We start from the raw sequence: 23,107 nt of genomic DNA, 5'->3' as shown, positions 1-23,107 counted from the left end.
ACGACTCTCGCGTCGGCGCCGCCGGCTCGTCAGCTCTTGGTCGTCCGCCCACGCCGCGCGCCGGATCCACCGGCAGCCGACTTGGACTTCGGCCGACTGGAACTCGCGGCCGACTTCGTCGTACGGGACTTACTGGCGGTGCCGGAGGACTTGCCGCGCGCGGCGGAGGTCTTGGTGCCGGACGTCTTTGTGGCGGCGGAGGAGGACTTGCCGCCGGAAGACCTGGAACCGGAGGAGGCCGACGCCTTGGTCCCGCCGCCGGCCTTGGCCCCGCCGGCTTTGGCCCCGCCGGTCTTGGCCGCGCTGGTCTTGGCCGCAGTGGTCTTGGCCGCGCTGGTCTTGGAGGCGCTGGTCTTGGAGGCGCTGGTCTTGGCCGCACCCGTGGGCCTGGACCCGGTCCCCCCGGATGCCTTCGACCCACCGCTGCCGGTCGCCTTGGTGCCGCTGGACGCCTTCGTGCCGCCGTCCGCCGTGTCCGCCTGCCCGCCGCGCGGCTGGGTCAGCCAGGCGACGGCCGCGCCGGTGAGGGCCACGGGCCACTCCACGAGACCCGCGACGCCGAGCACGCCGGCGCCGGTGTACACCGCGAAGCGCCGGCCACGCGGGGACACGGCCCCGACCTTGTCGAGCGCGCCCTCGGCCGCCCTGCCCACCGTCCCCGCGCCCGGCACCTTCCGCAGCGCGGAGGCCGCTGTCAGCAGCGGTCCGGCCGCGGTACGCAACGGCGCAGGGAGGGGCGTCGACGACTGCTGCTGCCTTGCCATGACTCACTCACCTCGCGTCCCATCGCAGAGACCTGCCGGGTTCCCGCGATCGCGCAGGTCATCCGCCCGCACCGAGATCCGTGCGGCATGTCCTCCGGACGGAGTACGGCGCCGACGGTGCGTGCCCCGGTGACCGAGCGTGATGCGGGCGCGCCTCGGTCACCGGGCCGTGCGGGGTGCTGATGCGGTCGTGCGGGGTGCTGATGCGGTCGTGCGAGAGGCTGATGCGGTCGTGCGGGGTGCGCCGTCGCTCGTGCGGGGTGCTCACCCCGTCGTGCAGGGCGTCCCGTTGAGGGTGTACGCGGTCGGCGCCGTCGCGTTGCCCGTGTGGGTCGCCTGGTAGCCGATGGTGATGCTCGCGCCGGGGGCGATGCGCGCGTTGTACGCGGCGTTCACGGCGGTCACCGCGCCGGAGGACGGGGTGTACGTGGCTCCCCAGCCGCCGGTGACCGTCTGGCCGGCGGGCAGGGTGAAGCCGAGCCGCCAGCCGTCGACCGCGGTCGTGCCGGTGTTGGTGAGGGTGACCGAGGCGGTCAGGCCGGTGTTCCAGGCGTTGGTGGCGACGGTGACCTTGCAGGGGCCCGGCTGGGGCTGCGGGGTGGGGCCGCCTCCGCCGTCCAGGCCGAAGAAGGTCAGCGCGCGGGCTGCCATGCCGGACGTGTAGAGGTTGTGGCCGACGCCCTGGAGGCTGATCGCCTCGACCGGGGCCCGGTCACCGGTGCCGCCGTAGCGGGTGCGGGTCCAGCCCGGCTGCGGGGTGTCGGTGGCGGCCGGGGTCTGGGAGACACCGGCGACGTTCGTCCACTGCTTGATCTCCTCGCCGAAGTTGGGGTACCGCAGGACGTCGTCCTCGGTGCCGTGCCACAGCTGCATGCGCGGCCGGGGCCCGCCGTAGCCGGGGTACGCGCCGCGCACGAGGTCGCCCCAGGCCTGCGGTGTGCGGGTCACGGTGCCGTTCGCGCAGGCGCTGTTCCACTCGGAGCCGTCGGTGGTGGCGAAGCAGCCGAAGGGCACGCCCGCGAAGGCGGCGCCGGCCGCGAAGACGTCCGGGTAGTCGCCGAGCAGGACGTTCGTCATCATCGCGCCGGAGGAGATGCCCGTCGCGAAGATCCGCGAGGTGTCGGCGTCGTAGGCGCGGACCACCCAGTCGACCATGGACTTGATGCCGACCGGGTCGCTGCCGCCGTCGCGGCGCAGTGCCTGCGGCGAGGCGACGTCGAAGCACTTGCTGGACCGGGTGACGGACGGGTAGACGACGATGTAGCCGAGTCGGTCGGCGAGCGAGGCGAACTCGGTTCCGGAGTACATCGCGGGGCCCGAGCCCGTGCAGTAGTGGACGGCCACGACGACCGCCGGGTTCGCGGTGACGGAGTCCGGGACGTAGACGTACATCCGCAGGTTGCTGGGGTTGCTGCCGAAGCCGGTGACCTCGGTCAGCTGGGCCGTCGGCACGGCCTGGGCGCGCGGCGGAGAGGCGGCGGAGGCGGGCGGCGCGGTGAGCACGGTGGCCACGAGTAACGGCACGAGCGCGGCGACGAACGCGAGGACCGCCGAACGCAGCGGTCTCCGCACGGTGTTGGGGGCAGGGGTCATCACGGGGTGGTCCCTTTCCGGTGCGGGTCGGGGGGCGTCCGGCCAGCATCGTGGCATGCGCACGTCCGTCGTGGAAGCGCTCCCACGGACAAACGGAGTTCGGCCCGCCATGACCCGGGTGCGACTCAACGCGTTCTGCGCGAAGCGTTGACTAGAAAGCGCTTGCACTCTACGTTCCGTTCAACGGAGTGACCGATCCCCACGTCGGTGACGGGTTTTCTGGTGTTAATCGCCAGAACCGCGAACATAGTTCGCATACATGAACGCACCTTCGGTGATGTCCGGCGTGGGGGCGGAAGCTCCGGGAACCCCTCACACAGCGACAGAAGGAAGCGGGACATGACTTCTGCGACACGACCGCGCGCACAGGGCCGCGCCCTCACCGGGGCACTGGCCGCGCTCGGGCTCTCGCTTGGCATGATCATGACCAGCGGCGCCCCGTCGGCGAGCGCCGCCACCTGGCCGACGCCCAACGGCAGCCAGGCGGTCTCCTCCACCATCACCGTGTCCGGCACCAAGGACTACGGGATGAAGCGCCTCTACGGCTCCGGCGACCTGGGCGACGGCGGCCAGGGCGAGGACCAGGGCCCGATTCTCCAACTGGAGCCGGGCGCCGTCCTGAAGAACGTCATCCTCGGCGCCCCCGCCGCCGACGGCGTCCACTGCAAGGGCAGTTGCACGCTGCAGAACGTCTGGTGGGAGGACGTCGGCGAGGACGCGGCGACCTTCCGCGGCTCCTCGTCGTCGAACGTCTACACCGTCACCGGCGGTGGCGCGAAGGAGGCCGGCGACAAGGTCTTCCAGTTCAACGGCGCCGGCACGCTCAACGTGTCGAACTTCGCCGTCAAGAACTTCGGCACCTTCGTCCGCTCCTGCGGCAACTGCTCCACGCAGTACAAGCGGACGATCAACCTCAACACGGTCGAGGTCGCCTGGAAGGGCAGCCGGATCGTCGGCATCAACACCAACTACGGCGACAGCGCGACCCTGCGGAACATCACGATCGTCGGGGACACGGACCGCAAGATCGTGCCGTGCCAGAAGTACATCGGCAACGACGACGGCGACGAGCCGACCCAGAACGGCTCGGGCCCCGACGGCACCCACTGCAAGTACGCGTCGTCGGACATCACCTACAAGTGACCCACCTCCACCGGTGAGCCACCCCCACCGGTGAGCCACCCCCCACAGTGAAGGCGGCCGTACGGAGCGTCCCGCGCGGCGCTTCGTACGGCCGCGGCGTCATGCCCGCGCATTGCCCTCACGCGCGTTGCCCTCACGCACACCGTCGTCACGCGCACCGGACTCCCGCCCGCCGCTCTCCCGCGCGACCACGGCGAGCGTCATCTCCCGCTGGTAGTCGGCGTACGCCGCGCGCAGCGCCGGGCCCGGCCAGTCGGCGGGCAGGAGCGCGGGCGGCAGGACCGGGTCGGCGAGCAGGTGGCGCACGACGGCCGCGAAGGCGGCGAGCCGGGCGGCCGGACGGTCCTCGCGGGCGACGCGGCGGAGCAGCGCGCGGGCGGTGTCCGCCCAGGCGTCGAGCGGCCACAGCTCCGCCGCCACCTCGCGCGCGGGCCGGCCGGGGCGGGCCGTGCAGGACTCGGCCACCTCGCGGAGGTCGCCGGGCAGGGGGCGGCTCAGGTTGGCGGGTCGCAGCCAGACGCCCTCGCGGAGTTCGGCGAGGCGCAGCGCGGTCAGCCGGGTGCGCAGGTCGGCGCGTTCGGCGGGACCCCGGCCCGTCGCGGTGATCACGAGCATCTCCCAGTCGCCGTCCCACGCGCGCGTGCGGGGCCGTACGGCCTCGTCCTGGCGGCGCTGGCGTGCCAGGAGGCGGTCGCTCAGGCGGTAGCCGGTGTCGGTGCGCCGCAGGTCGCCCGCCGCCACCATCCGGCTGAGCGCGGCGCGCAGGGTGGAGCCGCCGACGTCGAAGCGCTCGACCGCGCGCGTCAGTTCGCGGGAGGGCAGTTCGGCGGGGTGCGTGCCCAGGAGCAGGCTGAGCACGACCGACCGCGCGGACAGCGGGCGCAGTTCGGGCTCGTCGGGCCGGTCCGGCACGTTCCTGGGCATGGTCCCGTACTGTACGACCCCGCTTTTGCTGTTGCACTATTGCTGCACTCGTAGAGATGGTGCAACACTCGCCGCATGGTCTCGACTCCCGCGCAGTTCCCCGGCCCCGAGTACGGGGAGTACGACGCTCCGGCCACGCACGCCGTGACCAATCAGCCGCCGCCCGCGGCCCCCTACGACGCGTCCGACGACGCGGCCCTGCTGGAAGGGCTGCGGCGGGAGGGCGCGGGCTGGGCCGAGGGGGACGTCAGGCGGCTCGGGCGGCTGGCCGGCGGCACGGAGGCGCAGGAGTGGGGCGAGCAGGCGAACCGGCACGAGCCGGAGCTGCGGACCCATGACCGGTACGGCAACCGCGTCGACGAGGTCGACTTCCACCCGAGCTGGCACCACCTGATGCGCACGGCCGTCGCCGAGGGCCTGGCGGGCGTGCCCTGGGCGGACGAGCGTCCCGGCGCGCACGTCGCGCGGACCGCCGGCGGGCTGGTATGGGGGCACACGGAGGCCGGACACGGCTGCCCGACGTCGATGACGTACGCCGCCGTTCCCGCGCTGCGCGCCCAGCCGGAGCTGGCGAAGATCTACGAACCGCTGCTGACCGGCCGGGAGTACGACCCCGGCCTGCGCGTGCCGACGCAGAAGCGCGGCCTGCTGGCGGGCATGGGGATGACCGAGAAGCAGGGCGGCTCGGACGTCCGGACGAACACGACGACGGCCACGCCGACCGCCGAGCCCGGGCTCTACACGCTGCGCGGGCACAAGTGGTTCACGTCGGCGCCGATGTGCGACGTGTTTTTGGTGCTGGCGCAGGCGCCCGGCGGGCTGTCGTGCTTCCTGGTGCCGCGCGTCCTGCCCGACGGCAGCCGCAACCCGTTCCGCATCCAGCGACTGAAGGACAAGCTCGGCAACCGGTCCAACGCCTCCTCGGAGCCCGAGTTCGACGGGACCGTGGCCTGGCTGGTCGGGCCGGAGGGGCGGGGCGTGAAGACGATCATCGAGATGGTCAACTGCACGCGCCTGGACTGCGTGATGTCGTCGGCGACGCTGATGCGCAAGACGCTCGTGGAGGCCGGGCACCATGTGCGGCACCGCAGCGCGTTCGGCGCGCGGCTGATCGACCAGCCGCTGATGCGCAACGTGCTCGCCGACCTGGCGCTGGAGTCGGAGGCCGCGACGACGCTCACGCTGCGGCTCGCGGGTGCGGCCGACCGTGCCGTGCGCGGGGACGAGGGCGAGGCGGCGTTCCGGCGGATCGCGACGGCCGTCGGCAAGTACTGGGTCACCAAGCGGGGCCCGGCCTTCACCGCGGAGGCCCTGGAGTGCCTGGGCGGCAACGGCTACGTGGAGGAGTCGGGCATGCCGCGCCACTACCGGGAGGCACCGCTGCTGTCGATCTGGGAGGGGTCGGGGAACGTCAACGCGCTCGACGTGCTGCGGGCGCTGGGCCGGGAGCCCGCGGCCGCGGAGGCGCTGTTCGCCGAACTCGCCCTGGCCCGGGGCGCGGACGCCCGGCTCGATGCGGCCGTGACCCGGCTCAAGGACCGACTGCCCGGGGCGTCGCAGGCCGGCGCCCGGCGGCTGGTGGAGCTGATGGCGCTCACGCTGCAGGCCTCGCTGCTGGTCCGGCACGCGCCGCCGGCTGTCGCCGACGCGTTCTGCGCGACCCGGCTGGGCGGGGACTGGGGGCACGCGTTCGGCACGCTGCCGGACGGGGCCGACCTGACGGCCGTGCTGGGCCGCGCGCTGCCCGGCGCCGGCTGACCGGCGGGCCCGCTCCGCTCACGCCCTCACTTCCTCCCGACACCCTCCCTGACCTGCGGCGCGGCCCGCTGCGGAGGTGACTGTCAGTGGTGGGGTGCAGACTGGCCCGTGTCTGGTCGAGGACGTCGAGGGCGACGTCGCGGAGGTGTGTGGCATGACCGAGGTCCTGCTTGCCGTGGGCACGCGCAAAGGCCTGTTCATCGGGCGCCGGCGAGGCGGCGCCTGGGAGTTCGACGAGAATCCCTACTTCAACGCACAGGCGGTCTACTCGGTCGCCGTCGACACCCGCGGCGACGTGCCGCGGCTGCTGGCCGGCGGTGACAGCGCGCACTGGGGGCCGTCGGTGTTCCACTCGGACGACCTGGGCCGGACGTGGACGGAACCGTCCCGGCCCGCGGTCAAGTTCCCCAAGGACACGGGCGCTTCGCTGGAGCGGGTGTGGCAGCTGCACCCGGCCGCGGCGGAACCGGACGTGGTGTACGCGGGCACGGAACCGGCCGCGCTGTACCGCTCCGAGGACCGCGGCGAGACCTTCGAACTGGTCCGCCCGCTGTGGGAGCACCCCACGCGCTCGAAGTGGGTGCCGGGCGGCGGCGGCGAGGGCCTGCACACCGTCCTCACCGACGCGCGCGACCCGCGGGCCGTGACGGTGGCCGTGTCGACGGCGGGCGTGTTCCGCACGACGGACGGCGGCGCGAGCTGGTCGCCGTCCAACTCGGGTGTCTCCGCGGTGTTCCTGCCGGACCCGAACCCGGAGTTCGGGCAGTGCGTGCACAAGGTCGCGCGGGACGCGGCGAACCCGGACCGGCTGTATCTGCAGAACCACTGGGGCGTGTACCGCAGCGACGACGCGGGCGGGCAGTGGACCGACATCGGCGAGGGCCTGCCGTCCACGTTCGGCTTCGCCGCGGTCGCCCATCCGCACCGCGGCGACACGGCGTACGTCTTCCCGATCAACGCCGACTCGGACCGGGTGCCGGCCGACCGCCGCTGCCGGGTGTTCCGCACGGCCGACGCGGGCGAGTCGTGGGAGCCCCTGACGGCGGGCCTGCCGCAGGGGGACCACTACGGCACGGTGCTGCGCGACGCGATGTGCACGGACGACGCGGACACGGCGGGCGTGTACTTCGGCAATCGCAACGGCGAGGTGTTCGCCTCCGCCGACGACGGCGACAGCTGGCAGCAGCTCGCCTCGCACCTGCCGGACGTGCTGTGCGTGCGGGCCGCGGTGGTCGGATGAGGGCGACCGCCCTCGGGGGCGGGGGGCGCGCGGTCGTGGGCGACGGGCGGTTCGCGATCGTGGGCAACGGGGGGCCTGTGCAAGGGAGTCGGCGGCCCGGTCGTCCGCGCCCGGCCGCCGGCCACGGGTTGATCGCCGCCGGCTGTACGGCAGTAGGGTGACGCCCGTGGCACCACGACCCTTGAACGAGATCGTCGAAGAAGGCTGGGCGAAGGCCCTCGAACCCGTCGCCGGGCGCATCGCCGCCATGGGTGACTTCCTGCGGGGTGAGATCGCGGCCGGGCGCACCTACCTCCCGGCCGGGCCGAACGTGTTGCGGGCCTTCCAGCAGCCCTTCGACGACGTCCGTGTCCTGATCGTCGGACAGGACCCCTATCCGACCCCGGGACACGCCGTGGGGCTGTCGTTCTCGGTCGCGCCCGAGGTGCGGCCGCTGCCCGGCAGTCTCATCAACATCTTCCGGGAGCTGCACACCGACCTCGGACTCCCCCAGCCGTCCAACGGCGATCTGACGCCGTGGACGCGGCAGGGTGTGCTGCTGCTCAACAGGGCGCTCACCACGGCGCCGCGCAGCCCCGGCGCGCACCGCGGCAAGGGCTGGGAGGAGGTCACCGAGCAGGCCATCCGCGCGCTCGCCGCGCGCGGCAAGCCGCTGGTGTCCATCCTGTGGGGCCGCGACGCCCGCAATCTGCGGCCGCTGCTGGGCAGCCTGCCCTCGGTGGAGTCGGCGCACCCGTCCCCCATGTCCGCCGACCGCGGCTTCTTCGGCTCCCGCCCGTTCAGCCGTGCCAACGAGCTCCTGGCCCAGCAGGGCGCGGCCCCGGTGGACTGGCGCCTGCCGTGAGACGTGGGGATGACGGGGCGAAGCCGGGGGACGCCGGGGCGCGGGGCGAGGCGGTGCCGTCCGCCGCGGAAGGTCCGCGCGGGTTTCTCGCCGTGGACTCCGGGGGGTCGGGGCTGCGCGTCGTCGTCGGGGTTCCCGAGCGGGGGCCGGTGGCGCGGCGGGAGTCGCGCGAGCCGGTGCGGACCGGCTCGCGGGGGATCGATCCGGGCCACCTGCTGGGGCAACTGGTGCCCGTCGCGCGGGCGTTGGCCGACGAGGCCGGGGTCGCGCGGCTGGACACGGCCGTCGTCGGCGCCGCGGGGCTGGCCACGCTCGGGGACGCGCTGCGCGCCGAGCTGCCGGGCGCGCTCGCGCGGGAGCTCGGGGTGCGGGCGCTCGCTCTCGCCGCCGACGCGGTCACCGCGTACGTCGGGGCGCTCGGTCCCCGGCCGGGCGCGGTGGTCGCCGCCGGTACGGGTCTGATCGCCGTCGGCACCGACCTGACCGCGTGGCGGCGCGCGGACGGCTGGGGGCATCTGCTCGGCGACTGCGGCGGCGGCGCCTGGATCGGGCGGGCCGGTCTGGAGGCCGCGCTGCGCGCCCACGACGGCCGCGAGGACGGCTCGGCGCTCCTTCGGGCCCGCGCCGAGGAGCGCTTCGGGCCGCTGCCCGGACTGCCCGGCAAGCTGTATCCACGCGCCGACCGGGCCGCCGTGCTCGCCTCCTTCGCCCCCGACGTGGCCGCCTGCGCCGGCGCCGATCCCGTCGCGGCGGACATCCTGCGCGCGGCGGCCCGGCACATGGCCGACTCGGCGTCCGCCGTCTGCCCGCCCACGGGCACCCCCCGCCTCGCGCTCACCGGCGGCCTCCTCAACATGGGCGCCCCGATCCTGGACCCGTTGGCGGAGGAACTGGCGAAGCGGCTGCCGCACGCGGTGCGGGTCCCGGCCGAGGGCGATCCGCTGCACGGCTCGGTCCGCATCGCGACCGACCTCGCGACGGGTTCGCTCGCCCTCCCGGCGGACGGCACGATGCTCCACGTCGTGACCGAAAATCAGTGACCGAAAACAGCTGCTGAATCCGGGGGCGCCTGCCCCGCGGACTCCGTCCTCAAACGGCGGAAACCGCCTGATCACCGCCGATCGTTTGCGATTCGTACGTTACTCATCAGACAAAACCGGACGGATACCGCTCACCTGCACCCTCTCCGAACAGGGAAGCCCAGGAAGCAAGTAACATGCGGCGCCATGAGCTCCCCCACTGGGCCCGCGTCCGGCCTGCCAGTACGAATGCCCCGGCCCCGCCAGCCCGGGCGGCACCGCCGTCCCGAGCCCCTGGCGGCTCCCGAGGGCGCGCCCGCGCTCGTCCTCGCGGTTCCGGGCACGCCCGGCCCCGCCACACGCAGCCTCGCCGAGGAGGTCGTGAGCATCGCGCGCTCCGAGCTGCCCGGCCTGGATGCGCGGATCGGGTACCTCGACGGGGACGACAACGAGTTCCCCTCGCTGCAGATCGTGCTCACGCACGCCGCCGAGGAGCGCACCGCGCGCTACGAGCAGGCTCTCGCCGCCGGTGTGGACGCCAAGGAGCCCGACGGCCCGGTCGCCGTCGTCGTACCGCTGCTCGCCGGCCCGGACAACGCGCTGCTGCGACGGCTCCGCCAGGCCGTGATGGAGAGCCGCGTCGCGGCGGACCTCACCGATGTGCTCGGCCCGCACCCGCTGCTCGCGGAGGCGCTGCACGTCCGGCTGTCCGAGGCCGGTCTGGCGCGCGCGGACCGTGCCCGCCTGTTCACCGTGGCCACCGCCGCCGACGGCATCATCCTCGCCTCTGTGGGCGGCGAGGAAGCCGTACAGGCGGCCGGTATCACCGGCATGCTGCTCGCCGCGCGCCTGGCCGTGCCGGTGATGGCGGCGGCTCTGGACCAGGAGGGCTCGATCGCGTCCGTCGCCGAGCAGCTGCGGTCCTCGGGTTCCCAGCAGCTGGCGCTCGCGCCCTACCTCATCGGTCCGGAGATCGAGCCGGCCCTGATCGAGGAGGCGGCCAAGGAGGCGGCCTGCCCCGCCGCCGAGCCGCTCGGCCCGTACCCGGCGATCGGCAAGCTGGCGCTGGCCAAGTACACGACCGCGCTGGGCATCACGCCGCAGCAGGCGCAGGGTACGCCCGCCCGCTGACGCGGCGCGGCCCGCCCGCACGGCGGCCGCCTCTTTTGACACCTCGTACGACAAGGGCCCGCTCCCGGCGCAGGAGCGGGCCCTTCTTCCTGCCCGGAGCGGCCTCGATTCCGCAGGCCGGAGCAGCGAGCACCGCGGGGCAGCGCCCCGGCGGCGCCGCACTCAGCCCCGCCCCACTCAACCCAGCCTCGCTCAGCACTTCCGCACTCAACCCCGCCGCTGGGCCGGGACCGGGCGGTCGAGGACGACGCAGGATGCCGCCGGGATGCGCACCGAGCCGGCGCGGCGGGGCACACCGGTCGCCGGGTCGAGGGCGAACCAGGTGACGTCGCCGGAGCGCTCGTTCGCCGCGTACAGGACGCCGTTCGACTCGGTGATCGCCCGGGGCCAGTGACCGCCGCAGGGCACTGTCGCCACCAGCCGCAGTCCGTCGCCCTCGACGGCGAGCACGGACAGGACGTCCTCGCCCCGGGTCGCCGCCCACACGAAACGGCCGTCGGGCGAGGCGACGACGCCCGACGGGTAGGCGTCATCGGCGGGAGCGCCGGGGAGCAGCGGGACCTCGGCCAGCGGTTTCAGGGAGCCCTCGGCGGCGTCCCAGCGGCAGACGGCGACCGTCGGCGTGAGTTCGTTGACCACGTAGGCGTGCGCGCCGTCCGGATGGAAGGCCAGGTGCCTCGGGCCGGAGCCGGGGCGCAGGGCGATCTCGCGGTGCAGGTCGAGGCCGGTCGCGGTCACGGCGCACACGCGGACCGAGTCGGTGCCGAGGTCGACGCTCACCGCCCAGCGGCCGCTGGGGTCGGGCTGCACCTGGTGGGCGTGCGGGCCCTGCTGGCGCGGGGCGTACGGTCCCGAGCCGGTGTGCCGGAGCACCGCGCGCGGGGTGTCCGCGAGGGTGCCGTCGGGGCGGACGGGCACGGCGGTCACGCTGCCCGAGCCGTAGTTGGCGGTGAGGACGTGCCCGGCGAACACGCTGAGGTGCGTGGGTCCGTCGCCGCCGACGCGGACGGGCGGCCCGGCCGGTTCGGGCGCGTCACCGGTGACGTCGTACGCGGCGACCTTGCCGTCGGTGGTCTCGCTGACCGCGTACAGGGTGCGCCCGTCCGGCGCGAGGGCGAGGTAGGCGGGGTCGGGCACGCCGTTGAGGCTGTTGACCACCGTGAGCGCGCCGTCGGCGGCCACCGCCGCCGTCACGATGCCGGGGCCGCCGGCCGCCGTGAACGACCCGATGAACGCCCGCTGCCGCCGACCGCCGTCTGCCACCGCTGTCCCCTCTCGCCCTGTGCCGTCCGGGGTGACGGTAGCAGCCGATCACAGAAGGTCTAGACCAAACGAGTGATCTCGTCGCGGGCGCCCGCTCCGGTCTCGGGCACCGCCCGGTGGCACCGCCCGGTGGCCCCTGTGGCACTGCCCCGTGGCACTGCCGAGGCCTCAGGCGCCGACCAGCGGTGATCCCGACGGGGCGCGCAGCGGGGTCGCCAGTTCCGCCAGGGCGCGCTCCAGGCCGTGCAGGTGGGCCAGGGCCGGTTCCGCGGCGGGCGCCGGTCCGGCGGGGGCGAGGGTCTCGGCGCCGCCGCCGGTCAGCGCCTCGACCGCCGCCTCGACCCGCCAGCAGGCCGCGGCCAGCCGGGCGTCGTGGGAGGCCTCCGGGTCGGCGGCGACGGCGACCAGGCCGCGGACCTCGCGCGCGCAGTCGTCGAGGAGGTCGAGGACCCGGCGGGCCCGCGCCTTGCGGCCGCGCATCGGGTTGAGCGGGTGGACCAGCGGCGCGACCGACAGGCGCACCCGGCCGAGCAGGTGCTCCAGCTCCGCCACGCGCGGCGCGGGGTCGGCGTGCGCGTCGCCCGAGAGACGTGCGGCGGTCTCGGCGGTGCAGGCGTGGACGCAGCGCAGCGCCCGCTGGATCCAGGCGTCCGTGACGGCGTGCGTGGTGACGGGCAGCACGAACAGCACGGCGAGCGCCGCGCCGAGCGCCCCCACGCCGGTCTCCACGAGCCGCAGGGCGAGCAGCGCGGGTTCGAGGACGCCGAGGAGGCCGTAGAGCAGCTCGGCGAGCAGGGTCACCCAGAGCATCATCCAGGTGTAGGAGACGGCGGCCGTGTAGAAGATCCCGAACACGCACACGGCGGTGAGCGCGGCCGTGGGCACCGGAGCGCCGTCCACCGGGAGCGCGACGAGGACGCCGAGGCCGATGCCGATGACCGTGCCGAGGACGCGCCGGAAGCCGCGTACCAGGGTCTCGCCGCGCGAGGTGGTGTTGACGAAGATCCACCAGGTGGCTCCGACCGCCCAGTACCAGCGCTGTCCGGACACCAGTTGGCCGACGACGAGGGCGAAGCCGGCGCCGGCGGTCGCCTGGACGGCCTGGCGGGTCGTCACGCGGGCGAGGCCGGTGCCGCCGGGCGGGGCGGGCGCGAGGGCCGGGGGCAGGCGGCGCTCGTAGCACCACAGGCCGAAGCGGACCGCGGCGGCGGACAGCACGGACAGGACGACGGAGGCGCACAGCTCGGGGAGCCGGTCGGGGGTGGCGTGCAGGAACTGCGCCACGAAGAAGGTCATGAACGCGAACACGCCGAGGCTGTGTCCGCGCGGCCCCCAGCGGCGCGCGTAGACGCCCGCGCCGACGACCGCGAGAAAGGTCAGGTCCCGGGCGACGGGCTGGTCGTGGAGTTCCGCGGCGGCGGCGAGGACGGGCAGGCCGACGGCCGGCAGCAGGGCGGTGGTGACCGCCTGCCCGCGGACGGTGGCGTCGGTGACGGTGAACAGGGCGAGCAGCGCGGCGAGGCCGCCGGTGACGGCGCCCGCGAGGGAGTGTCCGGCGAGGCCGCAGACCACGACGGCGAGCCCGATGCCGAGGACGGCCCGGGCCGCGAACCGCAGTCGGGTCCGCCCGGGGTCCGGAGCGACGAACACCCTCTTCAGCACTGACTACCGCCCCCTTCGGACAGGTTCACCCAAGACCGGTGTACGGGCCATGAATACCCGCACGAAAAAGGCGCCGCGGGATCCGCAGCGCCATCGACGCGCATATTGCAGCATCCTTTCCCCCACCGGCTCAACTCGACCCTCCCCGACTGGGCCATTGGCTCAGCCGTCATGACGTTCCGGCGGCCATGCGGGGACCAACGGTTCACGGTTCGGCGGCTCGGCAAGGATGCGGGAGGGTGGGCCATTGGTACAGTCGTTGATGATCATCGGTGGAGGAGGAGGGCGGTCGCCCATGGCCGTCGACGAGCTCGACACCCGCATCCTGCGGCTCCTGCTGGAGCAGCCGCGGACGAGCGTGCGGGAGTACGCGCGCATCCTCGGCGTGGCGCGCGGCACGCTCCAGGCCCGCCTGGACCGGCTGGAGCGGGAGGGCGTCATCACGGGCACGGCGCCGGCCCTCTCCCCCGCCGCGCTCGGCCATCCGGTGCTGGCGTTCGTGCACATCGAGGTCACCCAGGGGCATCTGGACGACGTGGGCGACGCGCTCGCCGAGGTCCCGGAGATCGTCGAGGCCTTCTCGATCACCGGCGGCGGGGATCTGCTCACGCGGGTCGTGGCGCGGGACAACGCCCACCTGGAGGACGTGATCCAGAAGCTGATCAGCATGCCGGGCGTGGTCCGCACCCGTACGGAGGTCGCGCTGCGCGAGCGCGTCCCGCACCGGCTGCTGCCGCTCGTGGAGTCGATCGGGCGCGCGACCCGGACGTGAGGGAGCCGGGGCGGCGCGGAAGCGGTCCCCCGCGCGGCGGCTGCCGGACCGGCCGGGGCGGCTCCGCGCCCGGACCGGCCTTTGCGATCCTGGACGCCATGAGCACACTCGGCGCGACCGCGGTCGTCTTCGATCTCGACGGCACGCTCGTGGACAGCGAACCGAACTACTACGAGGCGGGCCGTCAGGTCCTCGCCGGGCACGGCGTCCCGGACTTCACCTGGGCGGACCACGAGCGGTACGTCGGGATCAGCACGCAGGACACCGTGACGCTCTGGAAGGAGCGGTACGGGCTGCGGGCCACGGTCGAGGAGCTGCTCGCCGAGAAGAACCGCCGCTATCTCGCGCTGGCCCGGGCGGGCACCCGCGTCTACCCGGAGATGCGCGCGTTCGTCGAACTGCTCGCGGCGCGGGGCGTGCCGATGGCGGTGGCCTCGGGCTCCTCCCCCGAGGCGATCGGGGCGGTCCTCGCCGGGACGGGTCTGGACGCGCACCTGCGGACGGTGGTGTCGGCCGACGAGGTGCCGCGCGGCAAACCGGCCCCCGACGTGTTCCTGGCGGCGGCCCGGCGGCTGGGCGCCGACCCGGCCGACTGCGTGGTCCTGGAGGACGCCGCTCCCGGAGTCGCCGCCGCGCACGCGGCCGGCATGCGGTGCATCGCGCTGCCCTATGTCGCCGCCCAGGCGGACGCCCCGGAATTCGCCACCGCCGGACTGCTCCTGCGCGACGGGCACCGCGCGTTCACGGCCCGGGCCGCCCTCGAGTGGCTCGCCCGGTCGGCACCGACTGCCTGACCGCCGACGGCCGGCTCTCCGCGCCCCGCTCGCCGCCGCTCCCCACTCGCCCCCCGGGCGGCCCGTGCCTACGCCTCTTCCGCCCCCAGCAACCGCAGGTACAGCGCCGTCGCGTCACGGACGCGGAGCTTGTGGGTGTCCGGCCGGGCGGCGGTCTGGCGGGCCGCCTCGACGCAGAGGGCGCCGACCGCGCGGGCGACGGCGAGGGGACTGACGGGCGGGCGGGCGCGGCCCTCGGCGGTGAGGCGGCGGATGTAGCGGGCGTGCCGGGCCACCGGACGCTCGCGGATCTCGCGCCACAGCTCGCCCAGCTCGGCGTCGGTGCGCGCCTGCTGTTCGAGCTGCCCCAGCAGCGGGAGGTGGCGTGCGTAGGCGGCGATGAACGCGCCGACCGATGCCTCGGCGACGGCGCGGACGTCGTCCGTGTCGACGCCCGGCACGTCCTGCGCGGCGAGGAACGCGTCGCGGACGCGGACCGCGAGGACGCGGAAGATCTCCTCCTTGGACGCGAAGTACACGTAGAAGGCGGCCCGGGACACCTCGGCCTCGGCGGTGATGCCGGCGACCGTCGTCGCGCCGTGGCCGAGGCGGGCGAAGACCGTCTCGGCGGCGTCCAGGAGCCGGGCGCGGGCGGGCGCCTCGCTGCGGTCGCGGGCGGTGCGGACGGACCAGGGATTCGGTGAGGGGGCCACGCGGGCCAGCGTATTGACGTTGACGTCAATGTCAATCAGCATGACCGGGCCGAGCGTCGACGTCCTGGAGGGCTCCATGGGTTCTGCCGCCGTGCTGGTCGCCAATCGCGGGGAGATCGCCGTACGGGTGCTGCGCTCGGCGTCGGAGGCCGGGCTGCGCACGGTCGCGGTGTGCGCCGGCGACGACGACGCGCACGTACGCGCGGCCGACGACGTGGTGCGGGTCGGTGACTACCTGGACGCGGAGGCCCTGCTCGCCGCCGCGGAGCGCACCGGCTGTGGTCTGCTGCACCCGGGGTACGGATTCCTCAGCGAGGACGCGGAGTTCGCGCGGAGCTGCGCCGCGGCCGGGGTCGGCTTCGTCGGCCCCTCCCCCGAGGTGCTCGCGGTCTTCGGGGACAAGGCGCGGGCGCGTGAACTGGCCGCCGCGTCGGGGGTTCCCGTGCTCGCGGGGACGCCCGGCGGCGTGGGACCGGACCGGGCGCGGGAGTTGCTCGCCGACGGGCCCGTGATGATCAAGGCGGTCGGTGGGGGCGGCGGGCGCGGCATGCGGGTGGTGCGGCGGGCGGAGGAGTTCGCGGAGGCCTGGGAGCGGTGCCGTTCGGAGGCCGGGACGGGTTTCGGGCGGGGCGAGTTGTACGTGGAGCGGCTGCTGGAGGGCGCCCGGCACGTGGAGGTGCAGGTCGTCGGGGACGCGACCGGGGCGGTGACGCACCTGTGGGACCGGGACTGCAGCGCGCAGCGGCGGCACCAGAAGCTGATCGAGATCGCCCCGGCGCCGGGACTGCCGGACGCCCTGCGGGCGGAACTCCTCGGCAGCGCGCTGCGGTTGGCGCGGGCCGCGCGGTGCACGAGCCTGGTCACCTTCGAGTTCCTGGTCAGGGGCGAGGAGTTCCACTTCATCGAGGCCAACCCCCGGCTCCAGGTGGAGCACACGGTCACGGAGGAGGTCACCGGCGTCGACCTCGTCGCCGTGCAACTGCGGCTGGCGGCGGGCGAGACGCTGGCCGGGCTCGGGCTCGGGGGCACGCCGGAACCGCCTCGCGGGTTCGCGGTGCAGGCGCGCGTGAACGCCGAGGCCATGGGCGCGGACGGCGGGGTGCGTCCGTCGGCGGGCCGGATCACGCGGTTCGATGTGCCGACCGGTCCGGGCATCCGGGTGGACACGGCGGTGCGGGCGGGCGTGGAGGTCGGGGTGCGCTACGACCCGCTGCTCGCGAAGGTGATCGCGCACGTCCCGCACGGCGACGTGGGCGCCGCCTGTGCGCGGGCCCGCCGGGCGCTGGGCGAGTTCGCCGTGGAGGGGGTGCGGACGGGGATCGCGCTGGTGCGGGAGGTGCTGGCGCGGCCGGAGTTCTGGGCGCTTCCGGGTGTCGTGGAGGAGGCGGCGCGGACCGTCGCGGAAGAGGCCCCGGCGACCGAGGACGGGCACGCAGGCAACGGGGACGAGGCCGACGACGGAGTGATCGTCGCGCCGATGACCGGGACCGTCGTCGCCGTCGACGTGGCACCCGGCGACGTGGTGCGCGGCGGGCAGCAGGTGCTGGTGGTCGAGGCCATGAAGATGGAGCACGTGGTGCGGGCGCCCGGCTCCGGAGTCGTGGACGTGGTGCACGCGCGCGTGGGCGAAACGGTCCGCGAGGGCGCCCCGTTGGTCGCGTTGACGGACATGGCGGAGGACGGGACGGACGAGACGGCCGAGGAGCGGCGCGATCCCGACGCGGTGCGCCCCGATCTGGCCGAGGTCCGGCATCGGCACGCCGTCGGGCTGGACGAGCACCGCCCGGAGGCCGTCGCGAAGCGTCGCGCGGCCGGTCGCCGCACCGCCCGCGAGAACATCGACGACCTGTGCGACGCGGGGTCGTTCACGGAGTTCGGGGCGCTGGCGGTCGCCGCGCAGCGACGGCGCCGTCCGCTGGACGAGCTGATCCGGTCCACGCCCGCGGACGGCATGGTCACCGGCACCGGCCGCGTCGACGGCTCGGCGTGCGTGGTGATGTCGTACGACTACACGGTCCTCGCGGGCACGCAAGGGGTGCAGAACCACCGGAAGACGGACCGGATGCTGGAGCTGGCCGGTCGGCGCCGGCTGCCGGTCGTGCTGTTCGCGGAGGGCGGCGGCGGCCGGCCCGGCGACACGGACACCACGTCGGTGGCGGGTCTGCACGTGTCGACGTTCCACACGATGGGCCGGCTGAGCGGGCGGGTGCCGCTGGTCGGCATCGCGTCGGGGCGGTGCTTCGCGGGCAACGCGGCGCTGCTCGGCTGCTGCGACGTCGTGATCGCCACCCCCGAGGCCACGATCGGGATGGGCGGGCCCGCGATGATCGAGGGCGGCGGGCTCGGCGTGTTCCGGCCCGAGGAGGTCGGCCCGCTGTCGGTCCAGGTGCCGAACGGCGTCGTGGACATCGCGGTCGCCGACGAGGCGGAGGCCGTCTGGGTGGCCCGGCGGTACCTGTCCTACTTCCGTGGCGCGCGGGCGAGTTGGGAGGCGCCCGACCAGCGGCTGCTGCGGCACGCCGTTCCGGAGAACCGGCGGCGGGCCTACGACGTCCGCCGCGTGGTCACGGGGCTGGCCGACACCGAGTCGGTGCTGGAGCTGCGGTCGGGGTTCGGGGTCGGCGTGCTGACGTACCTCGTGCGGATCGCGGGGCGCCCGATGGGTCTGATCGCCGGCAACCCCGGGCATCTGGGCGGGGCGATCGACCGGGACGCGGCCGACAAGACGGCGCGGTTCCTGCAGTTGTGCGACGCGTTCGGCCTTCCGGTGGTGTCCCTGTGCGACACGCCGGGCTTCATGGTCGGGCCGGACGCCGAACGGACGGCCACCGTACGGCACTTCGCGCGCCTGTTCGTGACCGGCGCGAACCTGCGGGTGCCGCTGGTGAGTCTGGTGCTGCGCAAGGCGTACGGGCTGGGGGCGATGGCGATGATGGGCGGCTCCACGCGCGCCCCGCTGGCCACGGCGGCGTGGCCGAGCGGCGAGTTCGGCGGCATGGGCCTGGAGGGCGCCGTGCGGCTCGCGTACCGCAAGGAGCTCGCGGCGATCGAGGATCCGGCCGAACGGGAGCGGGCGTTCGAGGCGCGCGTCGCCGAGCTGTACGAGCACGGCAAGGCGGTGAACGCGGCGGCGGCGCTGGAGATCGACGCGGTGATCGACCCGGCGGACTCGCGGGAGTGGATCCTGGCCGCGCTGGACGGCTGCCCCGATGTCCCGGCCGGGCAGCGGCGGTTCGTCGACACCTGGTAGCCGGCGCGCCCGCGCCGAACGGCCGGAACCGGTCCCTCCCGGCCCGTTGACGCCCCTGCGCCCCATCCCTATCGTCTGGTCGATTACTCGTACGGTGTTCGCCATTTCGAACGCACTGCACGTCGAGCACGAGGCATGTCGAGCACGAGGCATGTCGACATGACGGCACGCCGGCCGGCACCGTCCCGTTCCGTGGACCCGTGGAGGAGCACCCATGGCACCGCCCCTCTCCCGACGAACCCTTCTCCAGGCCGCGACCCTGGCGGCGACCGCGTCCGCGGCGTCCCTCGCGGGCGCCGGACGGAGCCTGGCCGCACCCGCCGCCGGCCCGGCGCCGGACCTCCCGGCCGCCTGGACCGTGCGCCCGTTCGCGTTGGAGGACGTCACGCTGCGCCCGGGCGTGTTCGCCGCCAAACGCGAGCTGATGCTGGAGCACGCCCGCGGCTACGACGTGAACCGGCTGGTCCAGGTGTTCCGCGCCAACGCGGGCCTGCCGACCGGGGACGCGGTCGCTCCGGGCGGCTGGGAAGGGCTGGACGGCGAGGCCAACGGCAACCTGCGCGGGCACTACACCGGCCACTTCCTCACCATGCTCGCGCAGGCCCACCGGGGCACCGGTGAGCGGGTGTTCGCCGACAAGACCGACACCGTCGTCACGGCGCTGACCGAGGTGCGCGAGGCCCTGCGGCGCGACCCCGCCGTGCTGAGCACAAGCGGCCGGTTCGGCACCGCCGTGGAGACCGTCCGCGGCTCCTACCAGTACGTCGACCTGCCCGGCCAAGTCCTCGGCGGAGCGCCCGCGCTCACGCTGTCCGCGTGGGTGCGGCCCGCGCACGCCGGGAACTGGGCCCGCGTCCTCGACTTCGGCGACGACACGACCCGCTACCTGTACCTGGCCGCGCGCAACGGCGACGGCGTGCCCCGCTTCGCCCTCACCACCTCGGGGCCGGGCGGCGAACAGGGCCTCGACGGCACGGCCCCGCTGCCGCTCGACGCGTGGAGCCACCTGGCCGTGACCCTCGCGGACGGCACCGGCACGCTCTACGTCAACGGCGCCGCCGTCGCCCGCAACACGGCGATGACACTGACCCCGGCGGCGCTCGGCACCCTCGCGCACCACTGGCTCGGCCGCTCCCACTTCCCCGCCGACCCGGTGTTCGCGGGCGCCTTCGACGCGTTCGACGTCTGGTCGCGCGCCCTGACCGCCGCCGAGATCGCCGCGTTGCGGCAGGCCCGCGCCGCCGACACCCCGGCGGGCCGCGGCGACCTGGCCTCGTACGCCTTCGACGAGACGTCGGGCGGCACTTTCGCGGACGCCTCCGGCCGGGACCTGACCGCCGTCCTGCGCCGTACCTGGGGCGGGCCGAGCCACCCCGGGTTCCTCGCGGCGTACCCGGAGACGCAGTTCATCGACCTGGAGTCGATGACCGGCAGCGACTACACGAAGGTGTGGGCGCCGTACTACACCGCGCACAAGATCCTGCGCGGGCTGCTCGACGCCCACCTCGCCACCGGCGACGAGCGGGCGCTGGACCTCGCGTCCGGCATGGCCGACTGGATGCACTCCCGGCTGTCGAAGCTGCCCGCCGCCACCCTGCAGCGCATGTGGGGCATCTTCTCCAGCGGCGAGTTCGGCGGCATCGTCGAGGCGCTCTGCGACCTGCACACGCTGACCGGGAAGCCCGAACACCTCGCGTCGGCCCGCCTGTTCGACCTCGACCGGCTCATCGACGCGTGCGCCGCGAACCGCGACGTCCTCGACGGCCTGCACGCCAACCAGCACATCCCGATCTTCACCGGGTACGTGCGGCTGTACGACGAGACGGGCGAGGAGCGCTACCTCACGGCCGCGAAGAACTTCTGGGACATGGTCGTGCCGGGCCGGACGTACGGCATCGGCGGCACCAGCACCGGGGAGTTCTGGAAGGCCTCCGGCGTCATCGCGGGCACCATCGGGGCGACGACCGCCGAGACCTGCTGCGCGTACAACATGCTGAAGCTGAGCCGGACGCTGTTCTTCCACGAGCAGGACCCGAAGTACATGGAGTACTACGAGCGGGCCCTCTACAACCAGGTGCTCGGCTCCAAGCAGGACCGGCCCGACGCGGAGAAGCCCCTCGTCACGTACTTCATCGGGCTGACGCCCGGCCATGTCCGGGACTACACGCCCAAGCAGGGCACGACCTGCTGCGAGGGCACCGGCATGGAGAGCGCCACCAAGTACCAGGACTCGGTGTACTTCGCGAAGGCCGACGGCAGCGCCCTGTACGTCAACCTCTACAGCCCCACCACGCTCACGTGGGCCGACAAGGGGATCACCGTCACGCAGACCACCGACTACCCGGTGGAGCAGGGCAGCACACTCACCGTCGGGGGCGGCAGCGCCTCCTTCGAGCTGCGGCTGCGGGTGCCGGCGTGGGCCGGCCGGGGCTTCCGCGTCACGGTCAACGGCCGTGCGGTGCCGGGGAATCCGGTGTCCGGCGGCTACTTCGGCGTGTCCCGGACCTGGCGCGCCGGCGACACCGTGCGGGTGTCCGTCCCGTTCCGTCTGCGCGTGGAGAAGGCACTCGACGACCCGACCCTGCAAAGCCTCTTCCTCGGGCCGGTCAACCTCGTCGCCCGCGATCCCTCCACCGCGCACCTGAAGGTCGGCCTGTACCGCAACGCGGGCCTCTCCGGGGACCTGCTGCCGAGCCTCACCCCCGTGCCGGGCAGGCCGCTGCGCTTCACCCTGGACGGCGTCGCATGGGCACCGTTCTTCGAGGGCACCGAGGACCCGACGCACGCGTACGTCCGGCGGTCCGAACCGCGCGTGGTGTTCGGCGGCACCGACTCCGGGGTCGCCAACCCGGCGAGGGCCGACGGCACCACGCTCCTGGACGAGATCTGGGCCGGGGCCCCCTTCGACGGCAAGGGCGCGCTGGTCGCGCGCGTGCGCTCCACCGTGGCGGCGTGGGCGTCCGCCGGGCTGCTCGGGGACGCCGACGGCGCGAAGGTGGTGAGCACGGCGCAGCGGGCCACGTACGCGCCCTGAGCCGGCGTGCTCGGGGCCGCGTGCGCGCCTCGCCCCCCGGCGTCGCCCGGCACCGACGCCCCCGCGTTGCCGCGTTCCGGCAGCGTTGACTAGCCTCCCGTTGCCGGACACCGACAACAGTCGTCCGGCGTCACCGGCACGACAAGGGGGGCACGTGGGCGGGCCAGCGCGGGCATCGGGGCATCTGGAGGGCTACGCCGAGATCCTCGCCGAGGTGGCGACGACCGGACGGCGGCTCACCCGCGACGAACTCCAGGCGCGCCGCTCCCTCGGTGAGCGCGCGGCCGACGAGGGGCTGAGCCTGCGCACCCTCGTCCGGCAGCACCTGGAGGCCACCCGGGAGTCGTGGCCCGGCGGCGCCGGTTCGGCGGACCACGTCCTGGCCGCCGTCACCCAGGCCGTCGACGCGTTCGCCGAGGGCTACGAGCGGGCGCAGCGGCTCGCCGTGCGCCAGGAGGAGGCCGCGCGCCGGGAGTTCATCGACGACCTGCTGTACGGCCGCAGCGACCTCGGGCGGCTCGCGGAACGCGCCGAGCGGTTCGGGCTTGTGCTGTCCGGGGCGCACTCGGTCGCGGTGGCCCGGGGCCCGGAGGCCTACGACGACACCGCTCCGGTCACCCGCCGGGTGGAGGCCGAGCTCAACGCCCGGTTCGGTGACCGGCGCATCCTGCTCACCACCAAGAACGGGCTGCTGATCTGCATCGCGCCCGGCGACCAGGACGACGTCCTGAGGTTCTTCGCCGAACAGGCCCACGCGGCGACGGACTTCAGCCGGGTCGCCATCGGACGCCCGCAGCCCGGCGCGGGCGGCGTGGTGCACTCCTACGAGGAGGCGCTGAGCACCCTCGACCTGGCGGAGCGCCTGGAGCTCCAGGAGCCGGTGCTGCGCGCCGCCGACCTGCTGGTCTACCCGGTGCTCACCCGGGACCGGCAGGCCATGGCCGACCTCGTACTGAGCGCGCTGGGGCCGCTGCGGGAGGCCCGGGGCGGCGCCGAGCCGCTGCTGCGGACGCTGGAGGTGTACTTCGAGTCGGGCTGCACCGCCGCCGAGGCCGCCCGCCGTCTCAGCCTGAGCGTGCGGGCGCTCACCTACCGCCTGGAACGCATCCGCGGTCTGACGGGCGCCGACCCGTCCGACCCGGTGCACCGCTACACGCTCCAGACGGCCGTGATCGGCGCCCGCCTGCTGGCCTGGCCGGCGAACGAACTCTGAGGCACGGCGCC

General features: G+C 74.5%; 17 protein-coding genes. 11 read left to right on the top strand and 6 right to left on the bottom strand.

All coding sequences use genetic code 11. From position 1 onward, the window contains the following. Positions 1–29: 29 nt before the first annotated feature. Positions 30–764 (bottom strand): hypothetical protein, encoded by a 735-nt coding sequence (locus ACZ7D7_RS26820; RefSeq protein ID WP_470827547.1) that lies wholly within the window; start codon positions 762–764, stop codon positions 30–32. Positions 765–1,028: 264 nt separating this feature from the next. Continuing rightward, on the bottom strand, positions 1,029–2,357 hold the full coding sequence (locus ACZ7D7_RS26815; RefSeq protein ID WP_470827630.1) for an extracellular catalytic domain type 1 short-chain-length polyhydroxyalkanoate depolymerase: 1,329 nt from the start codon (positions 2,355–2,357) through the stop codon (positions 1,029–1,031). Between the two features lie 339 nt (positions 2,358–2,696). On the opposite strand from ACZ7D7_RS26815, the gene ACZ7D7_RS26810 reads away from it, so the two are divergent. Then, positions 2,697–3,500, top strand: a complete 804-nt coding sequence (locus ACZ7D7_RS26810) for a pectate lyase (protein ID WP_470827545.1) — start codon at positions 2,697–2,699, stop codon at positions 3,498–3,500. A gap of 99 nt (positions 3,501–3,599) precedes the next feature. On the opposite strand, the gene ACZ7D7_RS26805 is transcribed toward ACZ7D7_RS26810, so the two are convergent. Then, entirely contained in the window at positions 3,600–4,424 is an 825-nt protein-coding gene (locus ACZ7D7_RS26805) for a PaaX family transcriptional regulator C-terminal domain-containing protein (protein WP_470827544.1), read from the bottom strand. Positions 4,425–4,499: 75 nt separating this feature from the next. Between ACZ7D7_RS26805 and ACZ7D7_RS26800 the strand changes: the two genes are divergently transcribed. The 5 genes from ACZ7D7_RS26800 (at position 4,500) to ACZ7D7_RS26780 (ending at position 10,416) form a co-directional block, all read left to right on the top strand. Then, a complete protein-coding gene (locus tag ACZ7D7_RS26800) occupies positions 4,500–6,182 on the top strand; it encodes a DNA alkylation response protein (protein ID WP_470827543.1) in 1,683 nt (560 codons plus the stop codon). Between the two features lie 154 nt (positions 6,183–6,336). After that, positions 6,337–7,422: a WD40/YVTN/BNR-like repeat-containing protein gene (locus ACZ7D7_RS26795; protein ID WP_470827542.1), complete on the top strand. Its 1,086-nt coding sequence runs from the start codon at positions 6,337–6,339 to the stop codon at positions 7,420–7,422. A 166-nt stretch (positions 7,423–7,588) separates the two neighbouring features. Then, on the top strand, positions 7,589–8,266 hold the full coding sequence (locus ACZ7D7_RS26790; RefSeq protein WP_470827540.1) for a uracil-DNA glycosylase: 678 nt from the start codon (positions 7,589–7,591) through the stop codon (positions 8,264–8,266). Between the two features lie 53 nt (positions 8,267–8,319). Then, positions 8,320–9,306 carry an N-acetylglucosamine kinase gene (locus ACZ7D7_RS26785; protein ID WP_470827629.1) on the top strand — a complete coding sequence of 329 codons (987 nt, stop codon included), beginning with the start codon at positions 8,320–8,322 and terminating at the stop codon, positions 9,304–9,306. Positions 9,307–9,492: 186 nt separating this feature from the next. Next, complete coding sequence (locus ACZ7D7_RS26780) at positions 9,493–10,416, top strand: sirohydrochlorin chelatase (protein ID WP_470827538.1); 924 nt, start codon at positions 9,493–9,495, stop codon at positions 10,414–10,416. 207 nt (positions 10,417–10,623) lie between these two features. Here the strand turns inward: ACZ7D7_RS26780 and ACZ7D7_RS26775 are convergent, their stop codons facing one another. Together ACZ7D7_RS26775 and ACZ7D7_RS26770 are read right to left on the bottom strand one after the other, a co-directional pair. Continuing rightward, positions 10,624–11,679 carry a lactonase family protein gene (locus tag ACZ7D7_RS26775; RefSeq protein WP_470827536.1) on the bottom strand — a complete coding sequence of 352 codons (1,056 nt, stop codon included), beginning with the start codon at positions 11,677–11,679 and terminating at the stop codon, positions 10,624–10,626. Positions 11,680–11,847: 168 nt separating this feature from the next. Beyond that, positions 11,848–13,341: an FUSC family protein gene (locus ACZ7D7_RS26770; protein ID WP_470827534.1), complete on the bottom strand. Its 1,494-nt coding sequence runs from the start codon at positions 13,339–13,341 to the stop codon at positions 11,848–11,850. Positions 13,342–13,636: 295 nt separating this feature from the next. Here ACZ7D7_RS26770 and ACZ7D7_RS26765 point away from each other — a divergent pair, with 295 nt between their 5' ends. Beyond that, entirely contained in the window at positions 13,637–14,113 is a 477-nt protein-coding gene (locus ACZ7D7_RS26765) for an Lrp/AsnC family transcriptional regulator (protein ID WP_470827533.1), read from the top strand. 98 nt (positions 14,114–14,211) lie between these two features. Further along, positions 14,212–14,907 (top strand): HAD family hydrolase, encoded by a 696-nt coding sequence (locus tag ACZ7D7_RS26760; RefSeq protein ID WP_470827531.1) that lies wholly within the window; start codon positions 14,212–14,214, stop codon positions 14,905–14,907. A 68-nt stretch (positions 14,908–14,975) separates the two neighbouring features. On the opposite strand, the gene ACZ7D7_RS26755 is transcribed toward ACZ7D7_RS26760, so the two are convergent. Beyond that, the gene (locus ACZ7D7_RS26755) at positions 14,976–15,641 is read right to left on the bottom strand and encodes a TetR/AcrR family transcriptional regulator (protein ID WP_470827529.1); all 666 of its coding nucleotides are present in this window, start codon (positions 15,639–15,641) and stop codon (positions 14,976–14,978) included. On the opposite strand from ACZ7D7_RS26755, the gene ACZ7D7_RS26750 reads away from it, so the two are divergent. From ACZ7D7_RS26750 to ACZ7D7_RS26740, 3 genes are all read left to right on the top strand, one after another. Beyond that, complete coding sequence (locus ACZ7D7_RS26750; protein ID WP_470827528.1) at positions 15,640–18,849, top strand: acetyl-CoA carboxylase family protein; 3,210 nt, start codon at positions 15,640–15,642, stop codon at positions 18,847–18,849. The genes ACZ7D7_RS26755 and ACZ7D7_RS26750 overlap by 2 nt on opposite strands. A 214-nt stretch (positions 18,850–19,063) precedes the next feature. After that, entirely contained in the window at positions 19,064–21,883 is a 2,820-nt protein-coding gene (locus ACZ7D7_RS26745) for a beta-L-arabinofuranosidase domain-containing protein (protein WP_470827526.1), read from the top strand. Between the two features lie 154 nt (positions 21,884–22,037). After that, positions 22,038–23,096, top strand: a complete 1,059-nt coding sequence (locus tag ACZ7D7_RS26740; RefSeq protein WP_470827525.1) for a PucR family transcriptional regulator — start codon at positions 22,038–22,040, stop codon at positions 23,094–23,096. The last annotated feature ends 11 nt before the right edge of the window (positions 23,097–23,107 follow it).

The organism is Streptomyces sp. NPDC037054, assembly GCF_055606745.1.
Note: the sequence above shows the minus strand (reverse complement) of the source record. Positions and strands in the feature narration are given on the sequence as shown.